Source organism: Streptomyces sp. NPDC029674 (assembly GCF_044903205.1).
Classification (GTDB): Bacteria; Actinomycetota; Actinomycetes; order Streptomycetales; family Streptomycetaceae; genus Streptomyces.
The window spans coordinates 99903-112806 of the sequence record NZ_JBJDPY010000010.1; the positions used below are offsets into that span (position 1 = coordinate 99903).

Sequence of the window (12904 nt, forward strand, 5' to 3'; positions counted from 1 at the left end):
ACCTCCACGAAGGCGATCCCATGTCCCTGCGTACGCGTACCTCCCTGAGGATCACCGCGGCCACCGTCGGTGCCGTCCTCCTCGCCACCGGCTGCAACGCCGCCGCCAAGGGCGGAGACCCGGGCAAGGGCGGCGGCAGGACCTTCACGCTCGTCACGCCCGACCCCGTCGCCCAGAACGAGTTCCTCAAGCTGGCCGTCTCCGGGGTGAAGGCGGCGGCAAAGGCGCACGGCGGCTCGCAGAAGGTCTTCCAGAGCAGCGACAGCGACTCGCGGCAGCAGAACGTCGCCTCCGCCGTGGACTCGGCGCCCGACGTCGTCGCGCTGGTCGGCTTCGAGTTCGCGGACATCGTGGCGCAGCAGGCCGAGGCCCACCCGAAGCAGCAGTTCCTGCTCGTCGACGCGTGCACGAAGAAGACGTACGAGAACGTCACCTGTGCCGTCTTCCGTGAGCACGAGGCCGTCTTCCTCGCCGGTGCCGAGGCCGGGCTGCTGACGGAGAGCAAGAAGGTCGGCGCCGTCGACGTGCTCGACACCCCGCAGTTCCGGCGGTACAGCGAGCCGTTCGCGGCGGGTGCGAAGAAGGTGCGGGCGGGCGTCGGTTCCCGGACGCTGTTCGTCGGCGGGCAGTCGCCGTTCAACGACGCGGCGCGCGCCAAGGACCAGGCGTCGACGCTCGCCTCGGGCGGTGTCGACCAGGTGATGGCGGCCGCCGCCGCGGGCAACACGGGCGTCTTCCAGGCCGCGAAGGCCGCGAAGGCGGCGAAGGGCAAGGGGTTCCTGGCGTACGGCGTGGACGCCAACCAGTGCCTGACCAGCCCCGGTGTCGTCGTCGACAACGTGCTCAAGAAGACCGACGTCGCCGTGGAGAAGGGCATCGGACAGATCCTCGACGGCAAGGGCGGCACCACCGTGTCGTACGGCCTCAAGGAGGGCGGCATGTCGCTGACCGGCCTGGAGCCGGGGCTCGCCGGCTCGAAGTGCCTGATCGCGGAGCCCGCCAACGACGACGTGCTGAAGCGCGTCAAGAAGCTGCGCGACGACATCGCCGGCGGAAAGCTGACCGTCGATGACCCCGCCGCCTGAGGACACCGGTACCCCGTTCGCCGTCGAACTGCGGGGCATCACCAAGGAGTTCCCCGGCACGCTCGCCAACGACCGGGTGGACCTGACCGTGCGGCGCGGTGAGATCCACGCCCTGATGGGTGAGAACGGCGCGGGCAAGTCCACGCTGATGTCCGTCCTGTACGGGCTGCTGCGCCCGGACGCCGGGCAGATCCTGCTCGACGGGCGCGAGGTGTCGTTCGCGAGCCCGAGCGAGGCGATCGACGCGGGCCTGGGGATGGTGCACCAGAGCTTCAAGCTGTTCCCCTCCTTCACGGTCGCCGAGAACGTCGTGTTCGCCGCCGAACCGCGGCGTTTCGGCCTCGTCGACCGGGCGGAGGCGGTCCGGCGGGTGGGAGCGCTCGCCGAGGAGCACGGGCTCGCCGTCGACCCGGCGGCGAAGGTCGGCGACCTGCCGGTGGGCGTGCGCCAGCGCGTGGAGATCCTCAAGCTCCTCCACCGCGGCGCCCGCACCCTCATCCTCGACGAGCCGACCGCCGTCCTGACCCCCGCGGAGGCGGACGCGCTCTTCGGAGTGCTCCGCTCCCTCGCGGCCGAGGGCCGCACCGTCCTCCTGGTCACGCACAAACTGCGCGAGGTCATGGAGGGCAGCGACACGGTGACGGTGCTGCGCGACGGGCGGGTCGCGGCGCGCCTGCGGACCGGCCGGACGAGCGCGGACGGCATCGCGGCGGCCATGACGGGGCGCGCGGTGGAGCTGGACCGGGTGCATCCGGCGGGCTCGCCGGGCCGCGCGGTCCTGACGGTCGACGGCCTGACGGCGGACGGGGTGCGCGAGGTGTCGCTCACCGTCCGCGTCGGTGAGATCGTCGGCATCGCGGGCGTCGCGGGCAACGGCCAGTCCCAACTGGTCGAGGCCGTCGCGGGGTTGCGGCCGACCCTGGCGGGCCGTGTCGCGCTCGCCGGGCACGACGTCACGCACGCGTCGGCGGCGGAGCGCCGGGCGGCGGGGCTCGCGTACGTTCCCGAGGACCGCGCGGCGGTCGGCACGGCGCCTGCCGCGACGGTCGCGGAGAACCTCGCCATGGGCCACCACCGGGGCCACGGCCTGCTGCGCCCCGGCCGGCTCCGCGAGCACGCGCGCGTGCTCGTCGAGCGGTTCGGCATCAAGGCCGCGTCGTCGGGTCACACGGCGGGTTCGCTCTCCGGCGGCAATCTGCAGAAGCTCGTCATCGGGCGCGAACTGGCCCACGAATCACCGCTGTTGATCGTGGAACAGCCCACTCGCGGCGTGGACATCGGCGCCGTCCAGACGATCCACGACCACCTGATCGCGCACCGTGACGCGGGCCACGCGATCCTCCTGGTCTCCGCCGAACTGAGCGAGATCCGCGGCCTCGCGGACCGGGTCCTCGTGATGTACGAGGGCGGGATCGCCGCCGAGTTCACCCGCGAGGAGGCGGACGAGCGGCGGCTGGGGCTGGCGATGGCGGGCGGCGCGCCGACGGGTTCCCTCGACTCCCCCGCCGAGGCGCCCGCCCCATCCGCCTCACCCGCCGAGGCCTCCACCTCACCCGCGCCCCTCAAGGAAGGCCCCTGACATGGCCGTCGAGAGCCTCTCCAAGGGGCACTCCGCCGTGGGGCGTGCCCTGCGCGCCCCCGCCCTGCACTCCGTCGTCGCCGCCGTCCTCGTCGGGGCGCTCTTCCTCGTCGGGACGGGGGCCGACCCCCTGGTGGCGTACGAGTCCGTGGTCAGCGGCTCGCTCGGGCCCGACGGGATCGGGTCCACGCTGACCACCGGGACCAGCATCCTCGGGCTCGCCGTCGCGCTGGCCGTGCCGATGCGGGCCGGTCTCCTGAACCTGGGCGGCGACGGCCAGTTGGTGCTGGGCGGCATCGCCGCCGCGGCCACCGGTCTGTACGTTCCGCTGCCCGCGCCGCTCGCCGTGGTCGCCGCGCTGCTCGCCGGGATGGCGGCGGGTGCCGGCTACGCGTCGCTCGCCGCGGTCTGCCAGAACCGGTTCGGCGTGCCGCTGCTGGTGAGCAGTCTGCTGCTGAGCTATCCGGCGATGTCCTTCGCCTCGTACCTCGCGCGTTTCCCGCTCAAGGAGGAGGGGTCGAGCCTGCCGCAGACCCGGCGGCTGCCGGAGGGTGTGGAGCTGCCCGCGTTCGGTCAGTCGACGGTCACCGTGGGGCTGCTGCTCGTCGTGGCCGCCGCGGGTGTCTTCCTCTTCGCGGACGCCCGCACCGCCACCGGCTACGAGATCCGCATGACGGGGCTCAACCCGCGCTTCGCCGCGTACGCGGGCGTCGACGGGCCGCGCCTCACGCTGCGGCTGATGGCGGTGTCCGGGGCCGTCGCCGGGCTCGTCGGCGCCATCGGCGTGCTCAGCTTCCCGTACCGCTTCATCGACGGTTCACTGACCGCCGCAGGGCACACGTGGACCGGTCTCACGGCCGCGCTCCTCGCCTCCGCCGCGCCTCTGGGGACCGCCGTCGCCGCGCTGTTCTTCGCCGCGCTCGATGTCGGCGGGCTCGCCATGGAGCGGGCCACGGAGGTGCCGCGCGAGCTGACGCAGGTGCTCCAGGCCGTCGTCATCGTCTTCCTGGCCGCGCGCCTCCGGTTCACCTGGCGGCGTGCGCGGCGCACCCAGAACACCAAGGAAGAAGTCTGATGGCCGTCGACTCCGCGCTGTTCCACTCGGCGCTCCTCGCGCTCACGCCGATCCTGCTCGCCGGGCTCGGCGGCGCGATCTGTGAACGGGCGGGCGTGTTCAACATCGGGCTCGAAGGCATGATGCTGATCGGCTGCTTCAGCGCGGTCGCGGGCAGCTGGTTCACGGGCAGCGCCTGGCTCGGTGTCCTGTTCGCGGCCCTCTCCTCCGCCGCGTACGCGATGATCCTCGCCGTGGGGACCATCACTCTGCGGGGCGACGCCGTCGTGCTCGGCGTCGCGCTCAACCTCCTCGCGGTCGGCCTGACCGGCTTTCTGCTGCGGACCGTCTTCGGCGTGCAGGGCACGTTCTCCGACCCGGACCTCGCGGGCCTCGGCGGCGTCGACCTCGCCTTCCTGGGTCCCGTCCTGTCGGGGCACTCGCCGCTCGTGTACGTGTCGTGGGCGGCCGTCGCCGTCGCCGCCGTGTTCCTCGCCCGCCATCCGTGGGGGCTGCGGCTGCGCGGGGTCGGCGAGGCGCCGGACGCGGCGGCGACGCTCGGTGTGAGCCCGGCGAAGTACCAGTACGCCGCCGTGCTCACGGGCGGTGTGCTGTGCGGGCTGGCGGGCGCCCAACTGGCGCTCGGGAACGTCACGTTGTTCTCGGAGAACATGACGGCGGGGCGCGGCTGGATCGCCGTGGTCGCCGTGATGCTGGGCCGGGCCCTGCCGCTGGGGGTGCTGCTCGCCGGGCTGCTCTTCGGGGTCGCGGAGGCGGTCGGGTTCCGGCTGCAGGGCAACGGCCTGCCGCAGCAGGCGACCGATGCCGCCCCCTACGTGGTCACCCTGATCGCCCTCTTCCTCTCGACGGCACGCCGTAAGCGCCGAAAACGCCCGGAGCGTCCAAGGCGCCCGGAGCGCCCGCAGCCTCCCGAGTCCCTGCTAGGAGCATCCTCATGACGTCGCTCATCGACGCGCTGCCCATCACCCGTGTCCCCCGCGCCGGCCTGCCCGCGCAGGCGGTCGTCGTCGGTGACCCGGGCCGCGCGGCCGCCGTCGCCGACCTGCTGTCCGACGCGAAGGAGGTGTCGTACCACCGCGAGTACCGCACCTTCACCGGCACCTGGCAGGGCACGCCCGTCGTCGTCTCCTCGCACGGCGTCGGCGCGCCCGGCGCGATCCTCCTCTTCCAGGAGCTCGCCGAGGCGGGCGTCACCACGATCCTGCGGCTCGGCACGGCGGGCGCGATCCGCCCCGGCATCCGCGACGGCGACCTGGTCATCGCGGACGCGGCGGTGCGCGACGACGGCGTGACCCAGCAGCTGATCCCGGCCGAGTACCCGGCGTTCTCCGCGCCGGAGGCGGTCCTCGCCCTCCAGCGCGCGGCGCGGGCGGCCGGCGCTCCGTACCACCGGGGCGTGGTGTGGACGCGGGCCGCGTTCCAGCCGGGCTTCCTGCCGCTGCCCGGCGAGGCGTACGCGGCCGCCGGGATCGCCGCCATCGAGATGGAGCTCTCGGCGCTCCTCGTCTTCGCCTCGACGCACGGCCTGACGGCGGGCGGCGCGCTGGTCGTGGACGGCGCGAACGCCGACGAACTCGTCGACAAGGAGGCCACCGGCGGCTACGACCCGCACCGCGACGTGGTCGCCGAAGGGGTCGACCGGGGCGCCCGGATAACCTTGGACGCGCTGCGCCTGCTGGCCTCGGCCGAGCGCTGAACGACCCTTCGGGACTACAGCGCCCACAGCGGCCGCGGCGACCGCCGCCCACCACGGAGAAACGGAACCATGCACCCCACTGACCTGCCGGCCCAGGACCGCGGCGGCTCCATAGACCTGCTGGTGCACGGCGGCGACGTGCTGACCGTCGACGACGCGGGCACCGTCGTGACGGACGGCGCGGTCGCCGTGCGCGCCGGCCGCATCGTGGAGGTGGGCCCCGCCGGCCGGCTGCGCGCCGCGTACGAGGCGGCCGAGGAGATCGACGCGCGCGGCTGCCTCGTCCTGCCGGGCCTCATCAACACGCACACCCATCTCGCGATGACGCTGCTGCGCGGCATCGCCGACGACGTCACGCTGCAGGGTTTCCTGTCCCGGGTGATCCCCCGCGAGGCCGAGCTGCTGTCGCCGGCCACGGTGACGGCCGGGATCCGCGGCGCCATCGCCGAGTCCGTGCGCGGCGGCGTCACCACCGCGCTCGACATGTACTGGTTCCACGAGGCCGCCGCGGAGGCGGCCCGCGACGCCGGATGGCGGCTGCTCACCGGGCCCACGTTCATGGACGTGCCGGAGCCGCCGGACGGCCGCCCCTACGACGAGCGGCTCGGCTGGGCGGCCGCGCACCTCGAGGCGTACGTCCCGGCGCCGGGCACCCGCCCGGTCCTCTTCGCGCACTCCGCGTACACCCTGAACCCCGGGCAGCTGACGGCGATCGCCGCGCTCGCGCGGGAGCACGGCGCGCTGCTGCACCTGCACGCGGCGGAGAACGCGGGCGAGGTGGCGACCGTCACCGAGCAGCACGGCATGCGCCCGGTGGAGCTGCTCGACTCGCTGGGCGTGCTCGGCCCCGACACGCTCCTCGCGCACGCCGTCGAGCTGACCGACACGGAGATCGCGACGCTGGCCCGCACCGGCACGGGCGTCGCGCACTGCCCGGTGTCGAACCTGAAGCTGGGCTGCGGCATCGCGCGCGTGCCCGAGCTGCTCGACGCGGGCGTCACGGTGGGCCTCGGCACGGACGGCGCCGTGAGCTCCAACACGCTGGACCTGCTCGGCGCGGTGAACATGGCCGCGCTCGTGCACAAGGCGGGCGGCGACCCCACGGCGGTCGGCGCCGAGCAGTCGGTCCGGCTGGCGACGAGCGGGGCGGCGCGGGCGCTCGGCCTCGGCGACCAGCTGGGTTCGCTGGAGGCCGGCAAGCGCGCGGACCTGATCGTCCTCGACCTGGACCGGCCGCACCTCACGCCCCGGCACGACCCGTGGTCGATGCTCGCGTACGCGGCGTCGGCCGCCGACGTCCGGGACACTGTGGTGGAGGGCCGCGTCCTGATGCGCGGCCGCGACCTGCTCACCCTCGACGAGCCGACCGTCCTGCGGGCCCTGCGGGACGCGGCGACAACCTCCGAAGTGGCACCTTCCGTATGACGTTCGAACCCACCCGCGGCTTCACCGGCCGCGCCCGCGCCGCCGACCGCGACCCAAGACTGCCTCCGGGGCAGTACGACGCGGGTGACGGCTGGCCCGTCCTGTCCGCCGAGGTCACCCCGCGCCTCGCCGCCGCCGACTGGACGTTCCGCGTGGACGGCCTGGTCGCGGCGGCGCGCACCTGGACCTGGGACGAGGCGCACGCGCTGCCCGCCTCCGAGTACCGGGGCGACATCCACTGCGTGACGAGCTGGTCGAAGTTCGGGGTGCGGTTCGGCGGGGTGAGCCTGGACACGTTTCTGGCCGCGGCCCGCCCGCTCCCGGAGGCGACGCACGTGATCGCGTACTCGCACACCGGCTACACCACGAACCTGCCGCTGGCCGACGTGACCGGCGGCAAGGCGTGGATCGTCTGGGAGTACGGCGACGAGCCGCTGCCCGCCGAGCACGGCGGCCCGGCCCGCCTGATCGTCCCCCACCTGTACTTCTGGAAGAGCGCCAAGTGGGTCGCCGGGCTGCGGCTCTCCGACCGCGACGAGCCCGGCTTCTGGGAGCAGAACGGCTACCACCACCGGGGCGACCCGTGGGCCGAGGAGCGTTACGCCGGTGACTGACCTTCCCTTCTCCGAGGAGCGCTTCGTGCCGCCGACGGCGTTCGCCGTGCCCGGCCGCATCGCGGTGAGCAACCGCTCCGCCGCCCTGTGGCAGCGGGCGACCGTCGTGGAGATCCACCGCGAGACCCGGGCCGTCTCCACGTTCCGCCTGAAGGTGCCCGAATGGCAGGGGCACCTGCCGGGCCAGCACCTGATGCTGCGGCTCACCGCCGAGGACGGCTATGTCGCCCAGCGGCACTACTCGATCGCGTCCGCGCCCGACGGCAGCGGCGAGCTCGAGCTGACCCTCGACCACGTGCTGGACGGCGAGGTGTCGGGGCACCTGCACACCGTGGCGCGGGTCGGCGACACGGTCGAGGTGCGCGGGCCGCTGTCCGGCTTCTTCGCCTGGCCGGGCGACCGTCCCGCGCTGCTGCTCGGGGCCGGTTCGGGCGTGGTGCCGCTGATGTCGATGGTCCGCCACCACCGCCTCGCGGGTCTCGACGTGCCGCTGCGCCTGATCGTCTCGGCGCGCACGCCCGAGGACCTGATCTACGCCGACGAGTACGGTGACGAGACCACCGTCGTCCTGACCCGCTCCGAAGGCCGCCTGAACGCCGCCCACTTGGCGCCGTTCCTCGCCGATGAGGGGCAGCCCGAGGGCGGCTGGGAGGCGTACATCTGCGGCTCCAACGGCTTCGCCGAGCACGCCTCGCGGCTGCTGGTGGAGGGCGGCCAGCCGGTGGACCGGATCCGTATCGAACGCTTCGGCTGACCTGATCAATTCTCTGATCGATTCCCCGACTCTTGAGGCGAGGTCCCATGGCGGTCACCGACGAGGCCATCGAGAAGATCAAGGACATGATCGTCTCGGGCGCTCTGCGGCCCGGTGACCGGCTGCCCAAGGAGAGCGAACTCGCCGCCGAGCTGGGCCTCTCCCGCAACTCGCTGCGCGAGGCCGTGCGCGCCCTCGCCCTGATCCGCATCCTCGACGTGCGCCAGGGCGACGGCACGTACGTCACCAGCCTGGACCCGCAACTCCTCCTGGAGGCGCTGAGTTTCGTCGTCGACTTCCACCGCGACGACACGGTCCTGGAGTTCCTCGCGGTGCGCCGCATCCTGGAGCCGGCGGCCACGGCGATGGCGTGCGCCCACCTCACCGACGGCGAACTGGACGAGCTGACGCGGCAGTTGGACGCGCTGGGCGCCGCGCCTTCCGTGGAGGAGCTGGTCGCCTGTGACCTGGAGTTCCACCGCGGCATCGTCCAGTCGTCCGGCAACTCCGTCCTCTGCTCCCTCCTGGACAGCCTCTCCGGACCCACCACCCGGGCCCGCATCTGGCGCGGCCTCACCCAGGAGGACGCGGTCAGCCGCACCCTGCACGAGCACCGGGCGATCCTCACCGCGCTGCGGGACCGCGACGCGGAGGCGGCCAGGTCGTGGGCGACGGTGCACATCGCGAGCGTGGAGCAGTGGCTTCGCTCAACGCTGTGAGACCGCCCCGCCCGGCGGGAAGCCGCCGTTTCCCCGCGCCGAGCGTGGGCAGTGATCACGCACTCCCCCACGCAAGGGGGCTGCGGACGCACCCCGCCGACGCCGTAAGGTTGGGGCGTACGCAAGGGAACGTCGGAAGGAGGCCTGGGTGATCGAGCTCGAGGGGGTTCCCGAGCTGGTCGACCCGGTCATGGTGGCCGCGTTCGAGGGCTGGAACGACGCCGGTGACGCCGCCTCCGCCGCGGTCGCGCACCTCGACAAGGAGTGGAAGGGCGAGGTGTTCGCGGCGCTGGACGCCGAGGACTACTACGACTTCCAGGTCAACCGTCCGACGGTCTGGCTGGACGGCGGGGTGCGCAAGATCACGTGGCCGACGACGCGGCTCTCCGTGGTCCGCGTCGGTGGCGACAAGCCGCGCGACCTGGTCCTGGTGCGGGGCATCGAGCCGTCCATGCGGTGGCGCTCGTTCTGCAACGAGATCCTGGGCTTCGCGCACGAGCTGGGCGTCGAGCTGGTCGTGATCATGGGTGCGCTGCTCGGTGACACACCGCACACCCGCCCGGTCCCGGTCAGCGGTGTGACGTCCGACCCGGACCTCGCGCGCACCATGGACCTGGAGGAGACCAAGTACGAGGGCCCGACAGGAATCGTCGGCATCCTTCAGGAGGCGTGCACGCACGCGGGTGTCCCCGCCGTCAGCCTCTGGGCGGCCGTCCCGCACTACGTGTCGCAGCCGCCCAACCCGAAGGCCACGCTCGCGCTCCTCAACCGCCTGGAGGACCTGATCGGTCTGCGCATCCCGCTGGGCGAGCTGGCCGAGGACGCGCGCGCCTGGCAGGTGGGTGTGGACCAGCTGGCCGCCGAGGACAGCGAGGTCGCGGAGTACGTCCAGTCGCTGGAGGAGGCGCGGGACACCGCGGAGCTGCCGGAGGCCTCGGGCGAGGCGATCGCCCGCGAGTTCGAGCGGTATCTGCGGCGGCGCGACGGCGGCGGCGACGGCGGGGCGTACCTGCGGGACGCGCCCAGCGACCGCACCCGGCCGCCGAAGCCGAAGCCGACGCAGCGGCCCGGGCAGGGCTCGGAGGGCGAGAGCGACAACGACGAGTCCGGTTCGGCGGATTCCTCGGACGACTGAGGGTTCATAACGCGTCGTTTTGTCACGCGTCAATGGGGTCGCACCCGCACGGTGCGGCCCCATTGCGCTGCTCATGGCCGATGTGCCGCGCATGGCCGAATTGCGTGGGGTTCCCTCTTCAACTTCTCTTCAAACACTGTTGCTCGAAAGAGGGGTGGACGGCGCGGCCCAGCCGTAGCAGGGTGAGCCCCGGAAACCTGGCGCAGCGCACAGCACGGCACCCGAAGAAGTGAAGGGAGCGGTGAAGCGATGACCGAGCAGGCAGACCCGGCGCGGGACCCAGGAGCGGGCGGGCCGGGCCCCGACGGAATGGGATTCACCTACCGAGAAGCCGACCAGGAGCTGATCGTCGTCGCCCGGCCCGAGGCCCGGCTGCGCGCCGGGGAGCGGGACGTCCGCTCGGCCTCCGGCTCCGACGTGTCGGCCCTGAACATGTTCCTCTCCGACGAACAGCTCTCCCTGGAGCCGCTGTTCGGCAACGAAGACCGGCTGCGGGCCGCCGCGCCCCCCGCCGGCGGCGACAGCGACCTGCCCGACCTGGCCCTCTTCTACCGCGTCCGCGGCGGCGAGGACCGGTCCGAGGAACTGCGCGCGCGGATGGCGGCGCTGCCCGGCATCGACACGGCGTACGTCAAGCCGGGCGCGGTCCCGGCCTCCATCGACCCCTCGCCGACGCAGCCGCACGACCTCGACGAGGCGACCCGGCGCCGCAAGGAGGGCATGCCCGTCACGCCCGACTTCACCAGCCGCCAGGGCTACTTGAAGCCGGCGCCCGAGGGCATCGACGCCCGCTGGGCGTGGCAGCGGATCGGCGGCTCCGGCGAGGGCGTCACCGTCATCGACATCGAGGGCGCCTGGCAGCTGCGCCACGAGGACCTCGCCGCGAAGCTCGCGGGCGTGGTCGTCGGCACGCCCATCCAGGACGTGGCCTGGCGCAACCACGGCACGGCGGTGATCGGCGTACTCGGCGGCGACCGCAACAGCCTGGGCGTCACCGGCATCGTGCCGGATGCCGTGACGGCGGCCGCCTCCTTCCAGCCCCTCGGCACGGCGGCCACCATCCACGCGGCGGCCGAGCGGCTGAACCGCGGCGACATCATCCTGCTCGAACTGCACCGGCCGGGCCCGAAGTTCGACTTCGAGCCGCGCGACGACCAGAAGGGCTACATCGCCATCGAGTGGTGGCCCGACGACTACGCGGCGGTGCGCCACGCCACCGCGAAGGGCGTGCTCGTCGTGGGCGCGGCGGGCAATGGGGCCGAGTCCCTGGACGACGCGGTCTACGAGCGCCGGCCCGACGGCTTCCCGTCCTGGTGGCGCAACCCCTTCAACCCCGCCAACCGCTCCTCCGGCGCGGTCCTGGTCGGCGCCGGCGCCCCGCCGCCCGGCACGCACGGCCGCGACCACGGCCCCGACCGCTCGCGCCTGGCGTTCTCCAACTACGGCGCCCGCGTGGACGCGCAGGGCTGGGGGCGCGAGACCACCACGACCGGCGGCTCCTGGAACGGTCCCGGCGATCTCCAGGGCGGCGCCGACGAGATCGCCTGGTACACCGACACGTTCTCCGGCACGTCCTCCGCGTCGCCGATCGTCGTCGGCGCGCTGGCCGCGCTGCAGGGCATGCTGAAGGCCGCGGGCCAGCAGCCGATGTCCCCCGACCGGGCCCGCGCGATGCTGCGCTCCACCGGCTCTCCGCAGCAGGACGCGCCGGGCAGGCCCGCGTCGCAGCGGATCGGCAACCGCCCCGACATCAAGGCGGCGGTCACGAACCTGCTGCCGTCGGCGGTCGGTTCCGGTCAGGCCGAGCGGTACTGGGACGAGCTGCTCCCGTATCCCCCGGAACTCCCGCCCAGGCTCCGGCTGTTCGTGGCCGGCGAGTGGCGCAACCTCGACAACCCGTCCCCCGAGACGCGGCAGGCGGTGCACACCGCCTTCGCCGGGGGCCGACCGGACGTCCGCGTCTGGTTCTCGGACGACGAGGTCGTCGGCCTCGTCGTCACCGGCTGAACCAATCAACCGAACAATCAGTGAGGGAAGGTGGCACCCGCATGAGCACCACCCCGCAGATGAGTCAACTGGGTCAGCACCAAGGACAGCAGTACGGCCAGCAGCACGGCCAGCAGCAGTACGGCCAGCAGCAGAGCCCGAGCACGGCCCCGCCGCGCCAGCAGGGCATGCAGGGCCAGTACGGCCAGCAGCAGCACCAGCAGCAGCCGTTCGGCCAGGGCCAGCAGCAGTACGGCCCCCAGCAGAGCCAGCAGGGCATGCAGGGTCAGCAGGGCATCCAGGGCCAGCCCGGCATGCAGGGGCAGCCCGGCATGCAGCAGGTCCCGCCGCAGTTGCGCCAGCAGCTGCAGCAGCTCGGCCAGCAGCAGCCCTTCCAGCACCTGCTCCAGCAGTTCGGTCAGGAGCAGGAGCAGCAGATCCCGCAGGCGCACGCGCCGGAGATCTCCACGCAGGCGCTCTCGTCGAACGTCGCGACCGCGTTCTGGGACGTCGTCCAGCCGCTTCCGGGCCAGGCGTCGATCCTCTACCTGCACGTCGACAACGCCTGGCGGGCGTTCATCAACCCGAACCCGCAGACGCACGACGAGGTCCAGGAGGCGTTCGCCTTCGGACAGCAGGTGATCGGCTACTACGACACGAACAACCCGGGCTACCTGCTGGCCATCGTGGTCACCAAGTGACCTCATGAGGCGGGGGGGGGGGGGGGGGGGGCCCCCCCCCCCCCCCCGGGGGGGGGGGGGGGCGGGGGGGGGGGGGCGGCCGCCCCCCCCGGGGGGGGGGGGGGCCCCGGGGGCCCCCCGCCGGGGGGGCGCGGG

Annotated in this window: 12 protein-coding genes; all 12 read left to right on the top strand. The window is 73.4% G+C overall.

Translation table 11 applies throughout. The annotated features are described in order from the left end of the window. Positions 1-20 precede the first annotated feature (20 nt). Positions 21-1085 carry a BMP family ABC transporter substrate-binding protein gene (locus ACI2L3_RS24220; protein WP_404754475.1) on the top strand — a complete coding sequence of 355 codons (1065 nt, stop codon included), beginning with the start codon at positions 21-23 and terminating at the stop codon, positions 1083-1085. Then, positions 1069-2664: an ABC transporter ATP-binding protein gene (locus ACI2L3_RS24225; protein WP_404754476.1), complete on the top strand. Its 1596-nt coding sequence runs from the start codon at positions 1069-1071 to the stop codon at positions 2662-2664. The genes ACI2L3_RS24220 and ACI2L3_RS24225 overlap by 17 nt, the downstream gene beginning before the upstream one ends. 1 nt (position 2665) lies before the next feature. Next, positions 2666-3739: an ABC transporter permease gene (locus ACI2L3_RS24230; RefSeq protein WP_404754477.1), complete on the top strand. Its 1074-nt coding sequence runs from the start codon at positions 2666-2668 to the stop codon at positions 3737-3739. Continuing rightward, positions 3739-4677 carry an ABC transporter permease gene (locus tag ACI2L3_RS24235; RefSeq protein ID WP_404754478.1) on the top strand — a complete coding sequence of 313 codons (939 nt, stop codon included), beginning with the start codon at positions 3739-3741 and terminating at the stop codon, positions 4675-4677. The genes ACI2L3_RS24230 and ACI2L3_RS24235 overlap by 1 nt, the downstream gene beginning before the upstream one ends. Beyond that, a complete protein-coding gene (locus ACI2L3_RS24240; RefSeq protein ID WP_404754479.1) occupies positions 4674-5435 on the top strand; it encodes a purine-nucleoside phosphorylase in 762 nt (253 codons plus the stop codon). The genes ACI2L3_RS24235 and ACI2L3_RS24240 overlap by 4 nt, the downstream gene beginning before the upstream one ends. Positions 5436-5504: 69 nt before the next feature. Continuing rightward, on the top strand, positions 5505-6860 hold the full coding sequence (locus ACI2L3_RS24245) for an amidohydrolase (protein ID WP_404754480.1): 1356 nt from the start codon (positions 5505-5507) through the stop codon (positions 6858-6860). After that, positions 6857-7474 (top strand): sulfite oxidase-like oxidoreductase, encoded by a 618-nt coding sequence (locus tag ACI2L3_RS24250; protein WP_404754481.1) that lies wholly within the window; start codon positions 6857-6859, stop codon positions 7472-7474. The genes ACI2L3_RS24245 and ACI2L3_RS24250 overlap by 4 nt, the downstream gene beginning before the upstream one ends. Next, the gene (locus tag ACI2L3_RS24255) at positions 7467-8228 is read left to right on the top strand and encodes a ferredoxin reductase (protein WP_404754482.1); all 762 of its coding nucleotides are present in this window, start codon (positions 7467-7469) and stop codon (positions 8226-8228) included. Before ACI2L3_RS24250 ends, ACI2L3_RS24255 begins: the two co-directional genes overlap by 8 nt. A 47-nt stretch (positions 8229-8275) precedes the next feature. Beyond that, complete coding sequence (locus tag ACI2L3_RS24260; protein ID WP_404754483.1) at positions 8276-8947, top strand: FadR/GntR family transcriptional regulator; 672 nt, start codon at positions 8276-8278, stop codon at positions 8945-8947. A 148-nt stretch (positions 8948-9095) separates the two neighbouring features. Beyond that, positions 9096-10082 carry a PAC2 family protein gene (locus ACI2L3_RS24265; protein WP_404754484.1) on the top strand — a complete coding sequence of 329 codons (987 nt, stop codon included), beginning with the start codon at positions 9096-9098 and terminating at the stop codon, positions 10080-10082. Positions 10083-10331: 249 nt separating this feature from the next. Continuing rightward, positions 10332-12089, top strand: a complete 1758-nt coding sequence (locus tag ACI2L3_RS24270; protein WP_404754485.1) for a S8 family peptidase — start codon at positions 10332-10334, stop codon at positions 12087-12089. Positions 12090-12130: 41 nt separating this feature from the next. Then, entirely contained in the window at positions 12131-12769 is a 639-nt protein-coding gene (locus ACI2L3_RS24275) for a hypothetical protein (RefSeq protein WP_404754486.1), read from the top strand. The last annotated feature ends 135 nt before the right edge of the window (positions 12770-12904 follow it).

What these genes read in the sequence shown, in the direction of transcription:
- ACI2L3_RS24230 (WP_404754477.1), top strand. Translation starts at nt 2,666, where the DNA reads ATGGCCGTCGAGAGCCTCTCCAAGGGGCACTCCGCCGTGGGGCGTGCC.
- ACI2L3_RS24270 (WP_404754485.1), top strand. Translation starts at nt 10,332, where the DNA reads ATGACCGAGCAGGCAGACCCGGCGCGGGACCCAGGAGCGGGCGGGCCG.
- ACI2L3_RS24275 (WP_404754486.1), top strand. Translation starts at nt 12,131, where the DNA reads ATGAGCACCACCCCGCAGATGAGTCAACTGGGTCAGCACCAAGGACAG.
- ACI2L3_RS24235 (WP_404754478.1), top strand. Translation starts at nt 3,739, where the DNA reads ATGGCCGTCGACTCCGCGCTGTTCCACTCGGCGCTCCTCGCGCTCACG.
- ACI2L3_RS24220 (WP_404754475.1), top strand. Translation starts at nt 21, where the DNA reads ATGTCCCTGCGTACGCGTACCTCCCTGAGGATCACCGCGGCCACCGTC.
- ACI2L3_RS24225 (WP_404754476.1), top strand. Translation starts at nt 1,069, where the DNA reads ATGACCCCGCCGCCTGAGGACACCGGTACCCCGTTCGCCGTCGAACTG.
- ACI2L3_RS24240 (WP_404754479.1), top strand. Translation starts at nt 4,674, where the DNA reads ATGACGTCGCTCATCGACGCGCTGCCCATCACCCGTGTCCCCCGCGCC.
- ACI2L3_RS24245 (WP_404754480.1), top strand. Translation starts at nt 5,505, where the DNA reads ATGCACCCCACTGACCTGCCGGCCCAGGACCGCGGCGGCTCCATAGAC.
- ACI2L3_RS24250 (WP_404754481.1), top strand. Translation starts at nt 6,857, where the DNA reads ATGACGTTCGAACCCACCCGCGGCTTCACCGGCCGCGCCCGCGCCGCC.
- ACI2L3_RS24260 (WP_404754483.1), top strand. Translation starts at nt 8,276, where the DNA reads ATGGCGGTCACCGACGAGGCCATCGAGAAGATCAAGGACATGATCGTC.